Here is an 18,510-nt window from a genome sequence, read left to right as displayed (position 1 = left end):
CCTAATGACATTCATGAAATTTCGCCCACTCCTCTCTCTCACCCTCGCCAGCGCTCTTCTGCCTGCCGCCCTTTTTGCTGAAGAAAAGCTTGCTGCACCGGAGGGCATGGTCTTCATTCCCGGCGGGACCTACACCCGGGGCGAGGATCGGAGCTTGGGAGGCACCGCGCGATATCCCGAGGAAAAACCCGTGCATCAGGTCACGGTCTCGTCCTTTTTCATCGATCAAACTGAGGTCACCAATGCCCAGTTCGCAAAGTTCGTCGAGGAGACCGGTTATCAGACCCAAGCCGAACGCGGCTTTACCAAAGAAGACTTTGCAAATGCCCCCGAAGACCAGCTGAAAGCAGGTGCTCTTGTTTTCAAAGCCCCCGATGGCGATGTAGAGAAGTGGCAACCTGGCGCGGAATGGCAATGGTGGCAGTTCATCCCGGGTGCGGACTGGCGTCACCCGCTCGGCCCGGATAGCAATATCGATGATAAAATGGACCATCCCGTGGTCAACGTCACCAAGGAAGACGCCGAGGCCTATTGCAAATGGGCGGGCAAGCGTCTTCCGACCGAAGCGGAATGGGAACGCGCCGCTCGTGGCGAAAAGGACCACACCCTCTTTGTCTGGGGTGACAAGCCCAAGCCCGATGCCGACAACTGGCCAGCCAACACCTTCCAAGGCGAATTTCCCCAGAAGAACACTGCCCTTGATGGCCATGCCGGATCGGCGGCGGTGAAGAGCTATCCTGCAAATGACTTTGGGCTCTACGACATGGCTGGGAACGTGTGGGAAATCTGCTCCGATGTCTTTCGCCCGGATTACTACCAGAAATTCATCGAGAATCCCGTGGATGATCCCAAAGGTCCACCTCTCGAACAAGCCATCACCCAACCGGAGACGCAGCAATTCGCCAACGGTCAGCCCATCCCCGACGAAGTTGAGGTCTTCCACCCCCTGGCCCGTCTATGGGTTACCAAGGGTGGCTCTTTTCTCTGCCATCACACCTACTGCCTGCGCTATCGCCCGGCTGCGCGGCACTACGCGGAGTCACTTTCCCCCACCAACCACACCGGTTTTCGCTGTGTGAAGGACATCCCGCAGTAGGAGCTCCGGTTTCGCCCCACTACGTTTTCACGCGAGATCCGCATGATTCTTCAGTCACAACCTCGAAAAACTGATTTTTCGCTTGATTTTGAGACTGAGTCTCAATAGCGAAGTGCTTGTCTATGAAAGACCTATCCCGAACCACAATCGCCGCTCTGATCACGACGTCCATGCCGCTTTCCGCATTGACGATGGAGGAACTCGCTGCCCGCTTGGAGAAGTTGGAAAACAAGGTTGAAGCCTACGAGACCAAATACGGTCCGTTGGAGTCGCCCTCTGCTCGCCCTGCAGCGAAAAGTACTCCCGCCAAAGCGCCGTCTTCCGACGACGATATTGATGCACTTTATGACAATCGGGGATTCGAGGACTCGACCGTAGACTCCAGCGCCCTGGCATGGGCGGCCAACACCCAGATTGGTGGATATGGCGAGCTTCACTTCAATCGTGACCTCGGTGGCGGGGGTGACAACACCGTCGACTTTCATCGCTGGGTTCTCTTCCTCAACCACTCTTTCTCGGACCGAATCAAACTCTACTCCGAGTTCGAGTTGGAACACTCTTTGGCTGGCGATGGTGCACCGGGAGAAGTCGAATTGGAACAGGCTTACATCGACTTCACGCTGGATCACGGCTTGAACGCCAAAGCTGGTCTTTTCTTGCTTCCGCTCGGCCTATTGAATGAGACCCACGAGCCCGACACCTTTTTCGGTGTTGAGCGCAACCGGGTGGAAAGCAACATCATCCCGACCACTTGGTGGGAAGCGGGGGTTGGAGCGACCCAGACCCTGGACAACGGCCTGGGCTGGGACTTGGCAATTCACTCCGGACTGAACCTTCCGACCTCGGGAAGCAATGCCTTCCGGATTCGTTCGGGAAGACAGAAAGTGGCCGAAGCTGCCGCTGAGGATCCCGCAGTCACCGCCCGCGTGCGCTACAACGGCGTGCCCGGTCTTTCTCTTTCCGCCTTTGCGCAATACCAGAACGACGTCACCCAGACGACTTCCGACGAAGACAACTCCGCCTTCCTCGTAGGCGGCACCGCTGTCTATCAGGCTGGCGGATTCGGACTGAAAGCGCTCATCGCTTCTTGGAACATCGACGGTCAATCTTTCGAAGACAACGGCGCGGATCACCAGTGGGGTGGCTATCTGGAACCCTCCTACACCTGGACCATCGGGACCGACCAACGCCTGGGTGTCTTTGCCCGCTACAGTCACTATGAGTATGCGCGCGGCATCGGCAATGTCGGTGGCGGCACCTTCGACCAATATGATGTCGGGGTGAACTACTGGCCCATCGACAACGTTGTGCTGAAGGCTGACTACAGCCACATCGTTGACGAAGACGACGAAGTCGAAAGCCTCCTCAACCTTGGTGTTGGCTATAGCTTCTAACAGAAGATTTTTTTTATCATGGCGGCTTATTTTTCGAACTCTTGAAAGATAAGCCGCTGTTTGCTTGGTTCACTTCGACACAACTTAAATTTTACTACCATGTCATTCCTCTTTCGCCTGATGCTCCTAGCTCTTCTGATGCTTTCCACAGTCCAGGGAGGTGAACGTGTTTATCAAAAACCCTCCGAATTCCTTCACACGGTGTTCGGCACCAACCTCCCCGCAACCCAAGCTCTCACTCTCACGTCATCCCATCAATCCCGCATCAAGAGACTTCTTGGCCATCCCTACCGCACGAGCAAAGTGCGCTATTGGAGCGATGGAACGAAGACGGCATGGATTCTGGAAGAAGTCGGAAAGACGGAACCCATTACGACGGGCTTCGTGACCAAGGGAGGAAGCATCCAGGAGGTAAAGGTTCTCATCTATCGCGAGAGCCATGGCTACGAGGTTTCTAGTAGCAACTTTTGCAAGCAGTTTCGAGGTGCGACCTTGAACAACAATCAACTGACCCGGGAGGTTCGAAACATCGCGGGGGCCACGCTCTCGGTCCGGGCCTTGGGAGGATTGGGACGTGTAGCACTCTATCTCGACACCCTGAAGTGAGACGCTTGCGCCACCGTCAATATCATCGCTGGTTGGGGCTCGCGCTAGCGCTGCCACTTCTCTGGCTTTGTGTGACTGGAGTGATTCTGAATCACAGCGCGGAGCTACGGTTGGATCAGCGCACGCTCTCCTCCCCTTTTCTCAATCGTCTCTATCTCGATCTTCCCAAAAGAGATGAAGGGAAGACACTCGCGGTGGGCAAGAGGCAAGTTACCCAATGGGGCGACGACCTCTTTTTGGATGAAGGACTCCTGCCTCTCTCGGGAGAATTGATTGGAGCGATTTCACTCGGTCCCAATCTCCTGCTGGGAACGCGCGATCATCTTTACCTTCTTGGCCCCAATGGCGAGCTCATCGATAGCCTTGGAGAAGCCTCGCTACCGGAGCACCCCCTCAAGGCTCTCATCGCCAATCCTGAAGCCGTTCTGGTAACGGAAGAAGGAAGCTACGCCTTGGACGGAGACCTACTGGACTTCCCTGCGGCCGAGACTCCCGGTGATGCGGAACCAAAGTTTCTTTCGCTTGCTGATTCCGAACAAGACGTTCTCGCCAAAGAACTGGAACTCACCCTCATCGCCCAAAGCCCCGTTTCCTTTTACCGGGTCCTTCTTGATCTGCACAAGTTTGCCTTCTTGGGCGGGCTCGGCAAATGGGTGCTCACTCTTTCCACTCTCGGACTGATCGTTCTCTTGGCCACAGGATTGAAGCTTTTGAAACAGCGCAAAAGGGCGACTCCCTCATGAACCGTCGCCGCCTGCTCGCCCTGATGGCAACCGTGCCTTCATTCTCCGGCTGCCGCAGTCGAAAGAAGGAAGGTTATTGGCAAGGGTCGGTCTTCAATAGCCCGGCGAATATCCGCTACGAAGGCCTATCTGCGGTTCCTCCCGAGATCGAACAGCGCATCGTGCAGCTCTCGGACATTCTATCCCTCTATCAGCCGGATTCCGCGCTTTCGGTCCTGAACCGGGAAGGAAGATTGAGCCACCCGCCCGAAGAACTCGTTCGGCTATTGCAACAATGTCAGGAGCTGCATCAGGCGTCACACGGACTCTTTGATCCCACGATTCAGAGCTATTGGAGATGGCTAAACGAAGAGAATCAAAAAGGCCGCACCCCTCCTGCCGAGGAGAGAGAGAAAGCCCTCGAACTCGTCGATTATAGGCGAGTCGAAGTGAGTGCGGAACAAATTGTTTTGCATGGCACACAACTCACTCTCAATGCTGTTGCCCAGGGATTTGCAACTGACGAAATCACCTCCCTGCTAAAAAAATTGGGAGCACAGAGCGCACTCGTCAATTTGGGAGAGTATCGCGCATTTGGGAAAAAATACGCCATTCAGATTCGCCGCCCGGACTCGCGGCAGCGGGTTCTGCGAACGGTCTCTCTCCGTGATGAAGCGCTGGCCGTCTCTTCAGGTTCAGGACATCGCTTGAGCGCAACAGGACCCGACAACCACATTCTCTCCCCAGGCTCAGGCCAAAGCCCTCCCGCAAGCAGGACCACTGCGGTGGTAGCCCCTACCGCGACCACTGCTGATGGCTGGGCTACGATTCTTTCCCTGAAGCCTGAGCTGGAAAACAAGCTGCCGCCTCATTGCCGTTTGGCTTAAGGAGAACCGCACCGTTTCAGTTTTTTTTTCACCGCCCTGTCAGAACAAGGCCGGCAGCGGGTAGACCCTCGTGAACACAATCTGTGATGAAGGTCTTCTACATATTTCTCGCTTGGATAGTCTGCTTGGGAAGCGGGTATTCACAAACCCGCGCGCCTGAGGATTCGCTCCTATTCCTTGCCGGCACAACCTATACCGAAGGAGGCGACCATGCCTGGTTGCTCTGGCAAGCGCAGGACACCTCCCTCCTGCAAGGGCGCAGCTACGCCATCTTCCGCAAGGACGGCCCCCCTTCTTCCAGTAACAGTTTTTCTCAGGTCGCAATCATTCAACCCACCACTCGTGCAACCTTTCTCGATGCGAGGCTGGATGAACTGCCTGTTCAGTTTGCCAACAAGGACTTCGTTAGCGAGACGATCGACGGACTCTTTGGCGACCTCATGCCGGCACTTGAGCTCTCACTGGAAAGCAAGCTCTCGGCGCTTTTACAAACTGCAGCGCAGGAGCCTGAACTCTTCAACCGGCTCTACTTCCTCTCCCGCACTGAACCTGCCATCGCAGTGGCGATGGGCACAGGAGCGCTTGTTCCAATGCCGGCGACGGTTTCTACTTTCGAGGTCCGGACTCAACCCGATGGAGGCAATTCTCCGGGAGCCGCATTCACCCAAGTGGTGGGCCGCATCACTTTGGACCTCAACAACCCCACCCCCATCACCGCGCCAGGACCTCCGGTGGTGATTCCGGATGACTCACCCAAGGGCCACCTGAATGTCTCTCTTCGCTGGGGAATCCCCGATGATCTCAGGCGGGAAAGCGCGCTAACCTACGGCTATGGGGTGTATCGCATGGCCAAGACCACTGCCGAGACCTTGGGTCATGACGTGACCCCTCCCACTACTGCCCAATTACAAACATATCTCACCAGCCGAGTTCCCCGGGCGGTTCAGGCCAACATGCTACCAGTCCTTCCCACCCAGCTGCTGAGTCCAAGCGAAGCTGCGATGATTCCCTTGGGTGGGCGCACTGATCCGGATTTTGTGGAACCCTATTTTTTCTTGGACGATAATCAGGCTCAGGCCGAAGACCGGACACCTTTCGCCGACGGAGAGCAATTTTACTACTTCATTGCCACTCTCGATCTTCTCGGCCGGCCCGCTGCAATCTCAGAAGGCACGCTGGTCACCTTCTGCCACCGGCACCCTCCTCTTCCGCCGCTCGACGTCTCTGTTAGGAATCAGTTCAACTACAATTCCACCACTGGAAACAGTAACACAAAGCTCGTTGTCAAATGGTCCCCACCGGCTTCGATCCCCACTCCTGATCACTACCTTGTCTACCGTTGGGAAAGCGTTGGTCAGATCAACAGCGCCGAAGCGGGCTCGACCGGCGAGACCGCTCACCTCATCTCCACCCCCATCCCTCATCTTGACGGAGTGACAAGCTATCAGTTCATCGATAGCGGTTCTGGGTCGCCGAGCCTTCCCGCCCAAGCTGGTGTCACCTATTGGTATACCGTTAAGGCAGTTCTTGAAACCAGCTGCGGCGAGTTGCCTTCCGGTCACTCAGCCCCTGGCTGGGGCGTTTTGCGCGACCGGGAAGGCCCAGTCAAACCGGGCGGGACGGTTACCACCTCTCAGTTCTGCCCTCTCATCAAAAGAGTGGGAGAAGTCGAGTTCATCACGCTGAGTGAAAGCCAGCTGGGGCTCTTCTCCGGCACAACCCAAAACCCTCGCTACCTAATCTTCAAAGTCACTGCCATCGACCCCGAGATTGTCGCGCTTTCCATCTCCCTGGTTGCAGTCAGCGATGGAGTCACAATCGGCGAACAAAACATCGGACAGAGCAAAATCAGCCCGGGCAACACCAGCTTTAGCTCCTATCGCAGAGTACCCTTGGATGTCATCGCCAACAACTCTCTAGTCGAAGTGGAGATCTGCGCGAAGAACTCGGCTGGCAAGACCACTTGCACCCGCTTTCCTCTAGCCGGACTGAATTATTCGCCAGTCGACTTTCCCACCGCTTCTCAACTCTGCTTCGAAGTGTGCCAAGAAGAAGTCATTACCGAAGAAGACTTCGACATCACGGGAGGAGGGCGCGGAACTCACAATCCCACCAATCCGGATGGAAGTCCCAACCCCATAGAATTCACCTTCGTCGCCACCCCGGAGACGGATGAATACAAGCTCTATGAGCGCGTCGACAACGGACCTTTGACAATGATTGAGCAAGGCACAGTCACGCCTGGAAGCGAGGTGACTGTCGCGGACTACGAGCACCCGGCGCTCGCTTCTGTAGTCTGCTATTTTCTCCAGTTTTTCGATCGCCACGGCAACCCCTCTCCCATGTCACTCGTACGCTGCCTCCGAATGTCCAGCCGGGTTGAGATGCCCGTCCCTCTTCTCGCCCAAGTCGATCACGCGGGAGACCCAAGCAATCCCCAGGGACTTCTTCGGTGGAGCTGTGAACCCAACGGAGTGGAACGCTTTCTCATCGGAATCGGAGACGGATTATCCAGTATCGAAATGGAGTATTCTCCCGACCTAACAGCTCATGAGCAGATCGTTCGCTACTTCAATGATTTCTTGGGAAGTGGCGGCATCATCCCGATCTATGAACAAACCGGAGATCTGATCAACGGAGTCCAACACCACGAATTTGAGACAGGCCGAGTCGGAGGAAACTTCGGCAATCCTGCCTTGCCCGGCCAATATGAAATCCTTCTGAACCTTCAACCGGGTCGTGAATACCACTTCTATGTCAAAAGCCTGTCCCCTGCTGGCGATGTCAGCGCAGCCAGCAACATTGTCGCCTTCACTTGGACGGAATCAGGCCCTCCCACGGGTCCGCAAGTGCCTTGGCCTGCCCGTTCTCTGCCTCCTGTCGACGAGGATTTTATTGATGGGGTAAAAGCTCAGATGATTCAGATCGACAGCGGCTTCGTTGGTCCTTCCGCCATGATCAAAATCGGCACCGTTGACTATGTGGAATACAGTGACCTTGAACCCGGAAGAGTAGTCGCCGACAATGGCCCATATTTCACCCCCACCAAAATTCCTGATTCTCCGAGTTACTCCTACAATGTCTACACCACCCCGGAAGGCGAATCGCTTCTGCCCTTTGCCCTCTACCGTTACCAAGTCCCCAACATCTACTTCCCCACCGTCTCGGGCGATGTTGCTCAGGTCTCTCCCCTCGTGGAAAAACTTCGTCTCCACGAAGCGTCCGAGAACAATGTCGATTATGTCCAAATTCAAGATCCCCTCATCACCATTGCGAGAGACCCAGACAACGCAAAGGAAGTCGGCATCTACCTGATCGATTCCCAAGGCGTAGTCGAAGGTTCGAATTATATCTACCTGCTTGTTCGCTTCAAAGAGGATGGCGAAGTGGATCGAACTATCCCGACCAACAGCCTGTTTGTCCCTTTTTACCAAGACTAACTCATCGAAAGACCAAAGAAATGCCACCCGTCCTGTTCCTACTCTCGACCTGCCTTTCGCTCCAAGCGGTCACCCCTTGGCAGGTCATCGTAACGCCCGACGAAATCACCGGGTATGGTGACTTTGATGCTGATGGCCGCCTCGACGCGGTCATTGCAGAGCGGGCCACCGGGCTTTATCGAGTAGCCTTCCAACAAGCGGACGGCACCGTGCAGTGGAGTGAATCCCGTCCATCCGGAATGACGTCCATAGACGCCTTGACCTGCGGCCCTATTCGCGTGGCAGGAAAGGATGCGGTCGTTTTGTCCGGCCGCTTGGCCAACCAACTGGTCATCCTCGAACCTACGCGATCGGCAGCGACCACCAATACCGAGCAAATCTTTCCCTCCGGGATCGGACCTCATGCAATTGCGGCGATCGATCTGCCCGTAGCTGGCAATGACCCGAACCTACTCGACCTTGTGGTCTACACCGGCGAGAACAATTCTCCCGACCCAAATCAAAGGCACATCTTTCAGTCCTTGGCTGGCTCTACCGATGAAGCTCTAACAGCCGTTCCTCTTTTCCCAACCGAACGAGCCACTCGAGTTCGCCATTCGGAGACGGGGTCCGATTATCTCGCCGCCATCCTGCGCGGAACTACGGATCGCTTGCGGATTTTTCGAACAACCACCACTGCCCTTCCCAATAAACAGACTTTGACCGGATTGCGATCCGGGTCCGAATTTCTCGTCGGTCCCTTCAGCGGCTCATCCCGCATTCACGCCCTCATCTACTTGCCTGGAGATCCGGATTTGCAAGTCAGCTTGAGCAACGGATCGGCTCTCCTTTCGCCGTCGTCATATACTTTGGATGCCGCGATAGAGACGATCTCACCCGTCGGCTCAGGCTCCTTCTTCGTTGCTTTCGAAGGAGCCACCCAGGGCCGTCTCTACACTCTTGATGCCTCAGGGACACCTCTCCCTGGGCAGGCATTCTCCGCGCCCGAAGGCAATCGCTTGGCTGGCGCGATTGGCTTTGACGACCTCCGTATGTCTTTGCTCAGCGGACCACTTGCGGGAGGCCCTACAACGACTTCTACCGACTTCACCTATGACGGAACCAAGTGGCAACAGACGGGGGAGACTCCTCTTCCGGCCTCCGGCAGCCAAGTCGCCCTCACCAATGTCCTGCTTTACGATGGCGAACCCTTGATCGACGCGGGAGCCAGACTGCTGGAGACCATCCAAGTCCCCGATTGGACCAGTGGCATTTCCATCACTTCCGGTGGCAACGTGGAAGTCACGCCTGAACTCTACAGCACCCAAGACACAGGCCTGATCGCGGGAAGCAGCATCATCCTCAATCCCAAGAGCGCTCCAACCCATGCGCTGGGCAACCAGCAGGAGGATGCCGTCTCCCTCATCAGCCAACAAACCTTCGTCGGCATTCTTCCTCCCCAAGTCTCGGTCTCACCTCTTCCTGGAAAGTTTACCTCCGCCGTCACGCCCATTCTGAGCACGCCGGACCCGGGCACGACGATTTCCTATCGCTTCTCGGGTGAGGCCGATTGGCGCACGGCCATCTCGGGTTCTTCTCTCACTCCCTCCGGCGACACGCTTTCACCATTCGTCTTGGAATACTTCGCCGCAAGTAGCACGGGCACGCGCTCGCCAATCTATCAAGCGGTCTACTCCTACTTCGGTGCTCCCGGCCAGATCGACTCCGACGGAGACGGGGTGCCTGACTTCGTTGAGCTCTCCCTGGGACTCGACCCCTCAGCGGGGAAAGATCAGGACCTCGATGCCGTGGATGACCTCTACGAAGTCCTTCTTGATACGGACCCGAACGACGCCTCCAGCTCTCCGCCCCTTCCGCTCACCCTGAACCTCCAGAACTCTTTCGATCTCGCAATCCTACCAGTCTCCCCGACCAGTCTCACCACTTTTGCACGCCCCTATCCCGAAGGCGGGGCCGAAGCCCCGACCGATGTTTACCTCCATTCGCTTGATGGGACATTGCTCGCCCATGAGGTCACCCGCGACGTATCGGGCTTTCTATATCCCACCGCTTATTTTGAGAAAGCCCCCGCCACCGACCGGGACCTTTTCCTGATCGTATCAACCAGCGCTACCTTTCCCATCCAGTCTACAGCCAACCCCAAATTTGGACGAGAACTGGTCGGCCTCATTCCCGTCCCCCACCAGAGTGTCGGTGAATTCGAGTTTACCTATGATGGGGTGAGCTCCACTGCTGATGCTGCAACCGAATGGATCGCTGCCGCCCAGCAGCACTACCTCTCCCTCACGCGACCGGTCATCAGTGAAGTCCTGAGCCCTGGCGATAGCCTCTCTCTTCTGCTATTCGAGCGACTTTGCAATGAGTATCTGCACGCTCGCAATCCAGCTCTACCCAGCTCAAGCTTTCTCAGTTTGACCGGGTTTCGAGATCCGGTGGCACCTCGTCCCTTGGAAGCCGCGGTCGGGGGACAGCCCTTCTCGGCCAGTGAAGAACAACTCCGGGAACTCCAAGACTGGCTCACATCCGATGATCCCGGCCATCTCCTCCATGACACCTATGCCAGCCTGCTGAAAATCATTCAACTGACCCCGACCACAGAAATGATGGCGATGAAAGAGCTGTCCGATCAAATCGCCTACTATTCCGATTTTCTCAATGTCAACGTGAGCCCCGGACTCTATCCCAATCCCTTCGATACCTTGCGATCGGTGGTGACCCAACTGGCCGCCAAAGGGAATCAAGTCGACGGGACCATCTCTCTGCCCGGAGAAACCAACAACGTGGGGTATGCTCGAAGTGTCAGTCTCACTCCCACCGAGATTGCGGCCGCCGACTCCCTTTTGGTCGGACTACTGGATTCCATCTCCGACCGTGACCCCATCTCTCTCACATTGGAAGTCGGCGGAGATTCTTTTCGCGAAGGTCAGGTTCCCATTCTCTATGATGGCAACGGATTGCCCTACGAACTCTACCGTAGTGATGGCACTCCCTATCTGTTCCAAGAGCCTTTGCCTGTCGGTGCACAACTTGAAGTGGTGGCCTTTGCAGATCGAACACACCTCCCCTCCTACCTCGGAACGTCCTTGGACGTCATTTCCGCCCAACTCAGCCTCGTTCCTCAACCAGACTTCATCGACCGTGATCAAAATGCCTTGGATGATGAGTGGGAGCTCTTTTTCTTCGGACAATCAACCGACCCCTTCGCCGATGCGGATGGAGACGGCTACTCGAATTTGCAGGAACTCTTGGAAGAGACCAACCCCACCTCGCCTGCCAGCGTGCCTTCCACCACAGCCCTGCCGCCGGGCCCTCCCCCAATTGACATCTATCAGCTCCCCGATGGCAGCCTGGCTCTCGAGACCGACTTTCCCTCCCTCTACAGCGAACACATCACCTTCGCGCTATTGACTCAAACCGACCTGGCGCTCACCTTCCAGCCGGTCCCCGGCTCGCTCGCCGATGATGCCGGCAATGACCTTTACCGATTGGAAATTAGTCCGCCCTCGGACGAAAAAAGATTCTTCAAATTGCGCCTGCAACTGAAGCCTTGAGAACTCATCTCTTCCAAAGTGTGCCGTCACTGCTAGAGCGCCCATGCCACTCCCCACGCGACCACGAACGGTATGGTCAAAAGGGAGAGAATGCTCGTTGCGATGACGACCTGAACTGCAACTTGAGGTTGCCCGCCATAGATTCGGGTAAGAATAATCGGAGTCACCGCCGCCGGCATCGCCGCCTGCACCACGAGGACCTGTTTCAATTCAGGAATAACCGGCAACCATTTTGCCAAACAAAGAATGAAGAAAGCCATTACCACGTTGCGCACCAACACTCCTCCGGTTGCAACTTTCCAATCAATTTTCTCTTTCCCCAGAAGGTCATCCACCGTGGCACCGATAAGCAGAAGAGCCATTGGAAAAGCGCAGGCTCCCAGCCAGCTCATCCCCTGCCGAATCGTCATCCCGATGAGAGGACCGTGCTCAGGATCCAAAAGGCGCCATGCCCCAGAGTATGACCCCACCAAACCCAAGACCACCGCCACGATGGGTCCATTGAGCAAAGCCTTGGGAGATTGAATGAGGCGACCCGTTAGAATCATCACCCCCACAATCCAGATCGCGATCTCGACTCCCAGACTGTGCACGAAGAGAATCCCCAGCACCTTGTCATCCGACTTGCTGGTCACGAAAAGAGCCAGCAGAACCGGAATGGCCACATAGCCGAAGTTCTGAACTCCTCCCGCAACGGTGAAGCTACGGCTCCCCGTTCCTTTCTTCATTCCCAAGAGACGGCTGGCCAACCACGACACCGCATAGCCCAGCATCACGATTCCAAATCCGGCTCCGATACCAGAAGCAACCACCGAAGGGATCAGCACCAGGTCGTTGCCGAGAACCTTGTCAAGAATAAGGCAAGGATAGAGAAAGTGGATCACCAGGCGCAGCAGAGCGCCATCGACTTCGGGGGTCAGGACCTTGGTCCGGCGTAATGCCACCCCAGCCCCGACCAAAAGATAAACGGGAATAACGGCCTCCAATACCGTGGCAAAAGAAATCACGGCACAAGGGACACTCTTTTAGTCAAAAGAACAAGACCACTTCACTGCTTTGTCTAAGTCAGTTTGAGAACTCCCGTCGAGTCGCCAAACCTCTCACTCGGCACCCCCATCTCATGAAGCATCCTGAGGTATAAATTGGTAATGGGAGTATCGCTTTGCAGCTTGATATCCTTGCCCGGAGTCAACGAGCCTCCGCCTCCGCCCGCCATGATGATGGGGAGGTCATTGTGAGCATGGCGATTGCCGTCCGCAATTCCACTACCGTAGAGGATCATGGAATTATCGAGAATCGACTTTCCATCGAGGTCTTTCTTCTGGGAAGCCTTTTCCAAGAAGTAGGCCAACTGCTGGGTATAGAAGAGATCGATCTTGGCAATCTTCTCCAACTTGCTCTTCTGGCGATCATGATGAGACAGACTGTGATGCCCCTCGGGCACGCCAATCTCATTGAAGTTGCGATTGCTCCCCTCGTGAGCGAGACCGAAGGTCGCAATGCGCGTCGAATCCGTCTCGAATGCCAAAAGCATCATATCAAACATCAATCGCAAGTGCTCCTCATAGTTGGGAGGAATCCCCGCTGGAACGTTCAAGTGGTCGGTGTCTGGCAAGGTCCACTTCTCGGCCTGCTCAATCCGTCTCTCGATTTCCCTCACGCTTGTTAGATACTCGTCCAACTTCATCTGATCTCCCCGGCCCAACTCCTTCTGGAGCGCCTTTGCATCATCATTTACGAAATCCAGAATGGAACGCTCGCTTGCCAGTCGCCGGGCGCGCCCTTCGACCCGCTCCTTGCCCGTTCCTTTTCCAAACAATCGTTCAAAAAGGAATCGGGGATTGGACTCCGGCGTCATTGGAAGAGTCTCTGAGCGCCAGGAAAGATTGTACTGATAGGCGCAAGAGTATCCGGAATCACAGGCTCCGGATTTACGCACCCCATCGGTCGCCAACTCCAGCGAACGGAATCGGGTCACGCCGCCCAATCGCTCGGCCGCATATTGGTCCACCGACTGCCCGAGCGAAATGTCCGCTCCTGCCGTCTTCTTGGGTCTGACCCCTGTTAGAAACGCCGCGTTACTGCGTGCATGATCACCTCCACCGTCGCCTCCAGAGGTCGCCTTCTCCACTTCCAAGCCTTCGATGACTGAAAAATGTTCGCGCATTTTTTCCAAAGGAGCGAGCGTCTCACGCGATTTCCATTTCTCCACATTGACCCCGTTGGGAACGTAAAGATAGGCCATCCGCAGTGGTGCTCCGGATGCCGTGCTTGCCAGCCCGGGGGCCGCAACAGTTGATGCCATAAGGCTTCGGGTAGATTCAAAGGCGGGCAAACCAACCGATGCACCCAATCCGAGCAAGAAGCGGCGACGTGAAGTAGATTCCTTCATGACCTTAGTTTACGCCGAGTTGAGCAGGGTTCTACCGAAAAATTTAGGGTAATTCACAAGACATACAGACGCACATTCCCATTTTGTGGCGCAAGATTTGCGTTAAAAGAAAAGCCACATGAAATCGCTAATACCACTCTCTCTGACCGCTAGTGCTTCTCTTCTCATCGTTAGCTGCATGGCTCCGCCCGTTCAAAGTGGAAATGCCGGAGGAACTTATCAGGATCCGAACAACCCCTACGCTGTCCCGGGAGTCAGCACCGAAGGCACGATGGCACCCGCCAGCCAAGCCCCTTATCAAGCTCCCACCGCCAGCGCTCCCTATCAGCCAATCCCGAGCGTCTCTCCCAATCCGCCCGCCAGCATCCCGACGTATACACCCCCCACTACCAACACACCCGTCCCGGCATCCGGTGGTGGAGGCAGCCACACTGTCGTAGGTGGTGACACGCTCTGGGGACTCAGTCGCAAATACGGAGTGAGCGTCGACAGCATCCGCCAGGCCAATGGGCTCACCAGCGACACCATCGTGACAGGCCAGACTCTCTCCATCCCCCAATAGGACCAACGACCTACTAGAAATCCCGTAGATGATTCAGAACTTCCTTTTCTATCTTCTCACGGGACAGCTGGCGCCTATTGGTAAAGACATATTAACCTTGTAATCCCCCTTACTTCTAAGGTTAACTTACTAACCCTCTCTTTAACATGAGTAGATCCACAGCCCCTTCCGAACTCGAGTTACAGGCTCTATCTGTGCTCTGGAGTAACGGACCATCCACAGTGAACACTGTGATTGAACTTTTCCCCGATGGCAAAGAGAGAGCTTACACCACCATCCTGTCAGTGCTGCAGAGCCTCGAAAAAAAGAATCTGGTGACATCAACTCGTGATGGACGGGCCAACACCTACTCGGCGGCCAAAGAGCAATCAGTAGTGATGCGGCCTATCGTTCAGGAACTCGTTCAGAATGCTTTTGCAGGCAGCATCGGTGATGCCGCCCGCTCAATCCTCTCCGCCGGCTCTCTCACTCCGGAGGAAAAAGAAGCCCTCGGGCGCGAACTCACAGCACATAAAGCTATGGCGAAAAAGAAAACAGCAAAGAAAACGGCTGCCAAAAAAGCAGTTAAAAAGGTAGCCAAGAAGGCGACCAAGAAAGTAGCGAAAAAGGCCGCCTCCAAAAAGGTAGCCAAGAAAGCAACTAAGAAGGTCGCGAAGAAGGCAACCAAGAAGGTGGCTAAGAAAGCGTCTAAAAAGGCAGCCAAAAAGAAGGTTGCCAAGAAGGCGGTGAAGAAAGTTGCCAAGAAGGCAGCTAAGAAAGTTACCAAGAAGAAGGTTGCCAAAAAGGCTGCAAAGAAAGTCACCAAGAAAAAGGTGGCTAAAAAGGCAGTTAAAAAAGTAGCGAAGAAGGCCGCCAAGAAAAAAGCGGCTAAGAAGAAATAGTCAACTCGTGTCCCGCGCGAGGCCTGCAAGCAAAGCGTGTGTTTGACCGAGGAGTCTGAACTTCTTTATTTAATTCAAAAGAGGGCACCCAAGGGTGCCCTCTTCTGCTTTCCAACATTCAGTCCAGCGAGCGACCTCCTCCCGCTTCACCTCAATTTTCCCCAGTGCGGCAAAATTCTGTTAGAATGCCCCATTCATCCTTTCATCGCCAAGCTCTCCCCTTTCAAAATCCGCCGGCTGCTCCGACTGAAAAAAGTTCTCCCGCCCCCCTTCTTTGGCACCAGGCGCAGGGGTGTTTTCGAGCTTCTGAAATTTTTTTCCTAAATCATCAAAAAACATCTTGCCATCGGCCGATTTTCGGACAATCTTCCCGCCCCCACGAAAGTGACCCGTTCGTCTAATGGTTAGGACTCCAGATTTTCATTCTGGCAATAGGGGTTCGATCCCCCTACGGGTTGCCACTCTTTCTTTCTGAAAGAGTCGGCAACAAGAGGATCGCAACCGCAGCAAATGCTGCGGTTTTTTTGTGCCCATTGGCCTCAACATCTTTGGAAACCCATTCTGAGAAAAGCAGTTGCGGGCTAGCAAAGGGACTGCACCTTCCTCTCGAACTGGCTAGCTTAGTTCTGGCCTCTAACTCTTTCGCTTCTAATATCCCACTAGACATGACCCCCCTCACTTATTTGGCCGCTGTGCTTGCGCTTGGCATTCTAGCCCAGTGGCTAGCTTGGCGCTTCCGCCTCCCTTCCATCCTATTGCTGCTCGCCTTTGGCTTCGGCCTCTCTGCCGCCACTGGCACTCGCATCGATGACTTCATGCCGGAACAGACACTTCTGGCGATTACCGGTCTCTTTGTTTCTATCATCCTGTTTGAAGGCGGACTCACTCTGAAGTTTTCCGAGCTCAAGCAAGCGGGCACCCCAGTGGTTCGGCTTTGCACGTGGGGGGTGCTCATTGCCGGCTTCCTATCCAGCGTTGCAGCCAACCTCGTCTTCGGCTGGGACTGGCGGGTGGCTGCCTTGTTAGGCTCCATTCTAGTAGTTACCGGCCCCACGGTGGTCGGTCCTCTACTGCGCCTGATCAAGCCGACTCGCAAGGTCGCATCCATCGTCAAGTGGGAAGGTATTGTCGTTGACCCCATCGGAGCGGTAGCTGCCGTCCTTGTCTTTCAAGTCGCTATTTCCGCCGGGGTGCAGGATGCCATCGGCGACCTCCTCAAGGCTCTCTTCCTCACCCTCATCGTAGGATTTGGCCTGGCTTTTGTTTTGGGCAAAGTGATCGAACAATTGCTCAAGCATCACCTCATTCCCGACTATCTCGAGTCGGTATTTCTTCTCGCGGTGGTAGGTTCTTCTTTCGCTCTTTCAAACGCAATTCAGGCCGAGTCCGGACTCCTCACCGTGACCCTGTTAGGAATCGCCCTAGCCAACCAGAAGAGCGTCTCCGTGAAGCAAGTCCTGGAGTTCAAGGAGCATCTCAGGGTCTTGATCATCTCCCTGCTCTTCATTCTTCTTTCCGGGCGCATCGAGCTGGCCTCTCTCCAGTCGGTTTTAATCCCGGGTCTCGTGTTCCTCGCTATTCTCATTCTGATCGTTCGCCCCGCGTCCGTTCTTCTTTCGAATCTCGGCTCCAAGCAGACCACCTTTCGGGAGAACCTCTTCCTGGCCGCTCTCGCCCCCCGTGGAATTGTCGCCGCTGCGGTGGCTTCAATCTTCGCGCTGGAGTTTTCCCATGCTGCGGAAGATGGAAAAATGGTTGCGGACATTGCGGAGCAGGCCGACAAACTGGTGCCTGTCACTTTCATCGTGATCATTGGCACCGTTCTGATTTACGGGCTTCTGGCTGTCCCCTTGGCCCGCACGCTGGGAGTAGCCGCCAAGTCAACCCGGGGAGTGCTCTTTGCGGGAGCCGACCGGTGGACCCGCATGCTAGCCAAAGCCCTTCAGGATGATGGCCACCCCGTGCTTTTGCTCGATACCAAATACGAGAACGTGGCCTCCGCCAAGATGGCTGGGCTAAACGCGATTCGAGCAAATATCCTTTCCGAATACGTTGAAGAGAATCTGGAACTCACCGGCATTGGCCAACTGATCGCAGCGACTCCCAACGACGAAATCAACACCATGGCCGCGCAGGAATTCGGACACCTGTTCGGCAAGGCAAACTGCTGGCAGCTCACCCCAAGCGACAGTGACGGCCACCACTCCAAGGCGGTCGACCACCGGCAGCGGGCCCGACTGTGCTTTCTCAATGGACCCAAGTTCCGAGACTTGGAAGCTACAGCTCTGCGCGGCGCCACGCTGAAGAACACCCAGCTGACGGAAGTCTTTACCTTGGAGGATTTCATCTCCAAGCACGGACCTGAGACCCGGGTCCTCTTTCTGAATGATCCGGAAAAAGGACTAATGCCCTTCGAGACTGAAACCAAATCCATCGCCGACGGAACAAAGATCTACGCACTGGTCCCGGAAGAGCAGCCAAGTCTGAAAGAGGACGAGACCGCGCAACCGATGGGCCTGTAGCGAAAGCGAACCAGTCGATAGACCCAAGAGATGCTTCGATTACTCCCAAGCATCCTCTTGGCCGGATTCCTAGCCTTCATGGGGACCGTCGTGGTAATGAGCAATCAGGGTAAGGAAATCGCCCTCTTTCGACTCTTCGCCTGCACTCCCCACTTCGATAAAATTGGCCATTTTCTTCTGATGGGGATCGCAAGCTTTCTTGCCGTCTTCGCCCTCTCTCCCCGATTGAGAACCCCGGTGCGAAAAGGCGCCCTTTTCGTTACAATGGGCGTTGGCCTGCTAGTCTCCATGGAAGAGCTTTCCCAAGTCTTTTTCGCAAGCCGAACGTTCTCACCCGCAGACCTTCTCTGCAGCCTTCTCGGGGTAGCATTCTTTGGAGCCCTCGCCGCCCGCTGGGTTCTTGCCCTAGACAAGAACCCACGATAAATCCGGGTCGGCAATGGCCGGGTCGGTATTG

Annotated in this window: 14 protein-coding genes and 1 tRNA gene; 12 read left to right on the top strand and 3 right to left on the bottom strand. The window is 55.4% G+C overall.

The annotated features are described in order from the left end of the window. Positions 1-13 precede the first annotated feature (13 nt). From IE099_RS08900 to IE099_RS08870, 7 genes are all read left to right on the top strand, one after another. Positions 14-1,096, top strand: coding sequence for a formylglycine-generating enzyme family protein (locus tag IE099_RS08900; protein ID WP_229809449.1), 1,083 nt, complete (start codon positions 14-16; stop codon positions 1,094-1,096). Positions 1,097-1,218: 122 nt separating this feature from the next. Continuing rightward, positions 1,219-2,490: a porin gene (locus IE099_RS08895; RefSeq protein ID WP_189569564.1), complete on the top strand. Its 1,272-nt coding sequence runs from the start codon at positions 1,219-1,221 to the stop codon at positions 2,488-2,490. Between the two features lie 99 nt (positions 2,491-2,589). Further along, a complete protein-coding gene (locus IE099_RS08890; RefSeq protein WP_189569563.1) occupies positions 2,590-3,096 on the top strand; it encodes an FMN-binding protein in 507 nt (168 codons plus the stop codon). Beyond that, positions 3,093-3,839, top strand: a complete 747-nt coding sequence (locus IE099_RS08885; protein WP_189569562.1) for a PepSY domain-containing protein — start codon at positions 3,093-3,095, stop codon at positions 3,837-3,839. The genes IE099_RS08890 and IE099_RS08885 overlap by 4 nt, the downstream gene beginning before the upstream one ends. Then, positions 3,836-4,705, top strand: coding sequence for an FAD:protein FMN transferase (locus tag IE099_RS08880; protein ID WP_189569561.1), 870 nt, complete (start codon positions 3,836-3,838; stop codon positions 4,703-4,705). The genes IE099_RS08885 and IE099_RS08880 overlap by 4 nt, the downstream gene beginning before the upstream one ends. Positions 4,706-4,791: 86 nt before the next feature. Beyond that, positions 4,792-8,145, top strand: a complete 3,354-nt coding sequence (locus IE099_RS08875) for a hypothetical protein (protein ID WP_189569560.1) — start codon at positions 4,792-4,794, stop codon at positions 8,143-8,145. 20 nt (positions 8,146-8,165) lie between these two features. Continuing rightward, the gene (locus IE099_RS08870) at positions 8,166-11,696 is read left to right on the top strand and encodes a hypothetical protein (protein ID WP_189569559.1); all 3,531 of its coding nucleotides are present in this window, start codon (positions 8,166-8,168) and stop codon (positions 11,694-11,696) included. A gap of 32 nt (positions 11,697-11,728) precedes the next feature. Here IE099_RS08870 and IE099_RS08865 read toward each other — a convergent pair whose 3' ends face one another. Together IE099_RS08865 and IE099_RS08860 are read right to left on the bottom strand one after the other, a co-directional pair. Then, complete coding sequence (locus tag IE099_RS08865; RefSeq protein WP_189569558.1) at positions 11,729-12,703, bottom strand: AEC family transporter; 975 nt, start codon at positions 12,701-12,703, stop codon at positions 11,729-11,731. A gap of 53 nt (positions 12,704-12,756) precedes the next feature. Next, positions 12,757-14,088, bottom strand: a complete 1,332-nt coding sequence (locus IE099_RS08860; protein ID WP_189569557.1) for a DUF1552 domain-containing protein — start codon at positions 14,086-14,088, stop codon at positions 12,757-12,759. Positions 14,089-14,206: 118 nt separating this feature from the next. Here IE099_RS08860 and IE099_RS08855 point away from each other — a divergent pair, with 118 nt between their 5' ends. Both IE099_RS08855 and IE099_RS08850 read left to right on the top strand, forming a co-directional pair. Further along, positions 14,207-14,650 (top strand): LysM peptidoglycan-binding domain-containing protein, encoded by a 444-nt coding sequence (locus IE099_RS08855; protein ID WP_189569556.1) that lies wholly within the window; start codon positions 14,207-14,209, stop codon positions 14,648-14,650. A gap of 146 nt (positions 14,651-14,796) precedes the next feature. Continuing rightward, positions 14,797-15,531 (top strand): BlaI/MecI/CopY family transcriptional regulator, encoded by a 735-nt coding sequence (locus IE099_RS08850; protein WP_189569555.1) that lies wholly within the window; start codon positions 14,797-14,799, stop codon positions 15,529-15,531. Between the two features lie 180 nt (positions 15,532-15,711). Here IE099_RS08850 and IE099_RS08845 read toward each other — a convergent pair whose 3' ends face one another. Continuing rightward, on the bottom strand, positions 15,712-15,870 hold the full coding sequence (locus tag IE099_RS08845; RefSeq protein WP_189569554.1) for a hypothetical protein: 159 nt from the start codon (positions 15,868-15,870) through the stop codon (positions 15,712-15,714). 47 nt (positions 15,871-15,917) lie between these two features. Between IE099_RS08845 and IE099_RS08840 the strand changes: the two genes are divergently transcribed. The 3 genes from IE099_RS08840 (at position 15,918) to IE099_RS08830 (ending at position 18,479) form a co-directional block, all read left to right on the top strand. Next, positions 15,918-15,992: transfer RNA gene (locus IE099_RS08840), tRNA-Glu, on the top strand. A gap of 204 nt (positions 15,993-16,196) precedes the next feature. Then, a complete protein-coding gene (locus tag IE099_RS08835) occupies positions 16,197-18,053 on the top strand; it encodes a cation:proton antiporter (protein ID WP_189569553.1) in 1,857 nt (618 codons plus the stop codon). Positions 18,054-18,083: 30 nt separating this feature from the next. Next, complete coding sequence (locus IE099_RS08830; protein WP_189569552.1) at positions 18,084-18,479, top strand: VanZ family protein; 396 nt, start codon at positions 18,084-18,086, stop codon at positions 18,477-18,479. The last annotated feature ends 31 nt before the right edge of the window (positions 18,480-18,510 follow it).

Origin of the sequence: Roseibacillus persicicus (assembly GCF_014651675.1) — a bacterium.
Taxonomy (GTDB): Bacteria; Verrucomicrobiota; Verrucomicrobiia; order Verrucomicrobiales; family Akkermansiaceae; genus Roseibacillus; species Roseibacillus persicicus.
This window is presented reverse-complemented; position numbering and strand designations above follow the sequence as displayed.